Below are 1,445 nucleotides of genomic sequence, written 5' to 3'. Positions count from 1 at the left end.
GACTACCAGCTTTGGTGTGAAGAGGATCCCTTGGAGCAGCGGGTGGCTCTCCTGTATACCTCTGCCTACGGGAACACAGGCCTGATGGCGGTAGCCATTGCCCAAGGCTTGGAGCGAGCAGGAGTTACCGTGGAGCGGATTAACTGCGAATGGGCTACCCCTGAAGAGATTGCCCAGGCCCTGGAGCGCTGCCAAGGGTTCATTATCGGATCCCCTACCTTGGCCGGCCACCCCCCTGTCCAGATCCAAACAGCCCTAGGCATTATCCTCTCTTCTGTTCCCACCAGCAAGCTGGCCGGGGTCTTCGGCTCCTATGGCTGGAGCGGTGAAGCTGTGGATCTCATTGAAAGCAAGTTGCTCAACGCCGGCTTTACCCTGGGGTTTGCCACCATCCGCGCCAGGTTCAAGCCTACCCCCGCCGTCCTGGAAGCCTGTCAGGAGGCGGGATCCCAGTTTGCCCAAGCCCTGCGCAAGGCCAAGCGAGCCCGTGCCCCCCGCCAAGGCGGTGTTGAAACTCAGGCGGATCGGCTGGGGCAGGCCCTCAGCCGGGTTGTGGGATCCCTCTGTGTGGTGACCGCCCTGCAAGAGGGGATCCCGCGCGGCTTCCTCACCTCCTCGGTGGCCCAGGCCAGCTTCAACCCCCCTGGCCTAACCCTTTCTGTAAGTAGAGACAGCGAGGCAGAACTGCTCACCCGTCCCCAAGCGCCTTTTGTGCTCAACATTTTGCGGGAGGGCAAAAGCAGCAGCCTGCAGCGACACTTTCAACGACCCCAGCGCCCTGGTGAAGACCGCTTTGCTGGTTTGCCCACGGCTACTGCCGAAAATGGCTGCCCGGTTCTATTGGATGCCCTGGCTTACCTGGAGTGCTGTGTCAAAAGCTGGATGGAGTGTGGCGATCGCTACCTGGTCTATGCCGAGGTGGAACGGGGCAAAGTCCTGGATCCCACGGGGGTTACCGCCATGCGGCGCGGGTAAGATAGTACTAGTATTTTGCTGGTCTCAGCTCCCAGGGGGTGCCATTGACCATGCAAGACATTCTTGAGGGGGTCTTCAAAGGTTTTGCCCAGATTGGCGGAAAAGTTGTAGAGACCCCCTTTGATATAGGCAAGGTTACCGGGTCAGTTGTGCAAACTGTCATTGGTACAGGTATCGAGACCACCCAAAAAGTTGGAGAAATTCTTCTTGGCACGGGTCAAGCCACTTTCCAAGCCAGCCAGAAAGTTACAGAAATTGTTGTTGACTGGACTATCGAAGAGGTTACTCACCGTAGGCCTTATTTGATCCGCATTGAATCCTCCCTGAGTTGGGACGAGGCCCTAGTTTTCATCAACGGTTTCCTTAGCGAAGGTGAAACCCAACCTTCGGAAAAAAGACTGTTGTGGGAGACGCTTCGACGTGCCGGATGGCAGGGATCCCTGTACTACCTTTGGTGGGATGCTTCCAAC

General features: G+C 57.6%; 2 protein-coding genes. Both read left to right on the top strand.

Annotation, left to right across the window (positions count from 1 at the left end):
* On the top strand, window positions 1–975 hold a 975-nt coding region (locus NW841_RS03995), incomplete at its 5' end, for a flavin reductase (RefSeq protein ID WP_414385491.1).
* A 50-nt stretch (window positions 976–1,025) separates the two neighbouring features.
* A partial coding sequence (locus tag NW841_RS03990) for a hypothetical protein (protein ID WP_414385489.1) occupies window positions 1,026–1,445 on the top strand: 420 nt, incomplete at its 3' end.

The sequence above is a fragment of the Synechococcus sp. H60.3 genome (genome assembly GCF_047462295.1).
Classification (GTDB): Bacteria; Cyanobacteriota; Cyanobacteriia; order Thermostichales; family Thermostichaceae; genus Thermostichus.
This window is presented reverse-complemented; position numbering and strand designations above follow the sequence as displayed.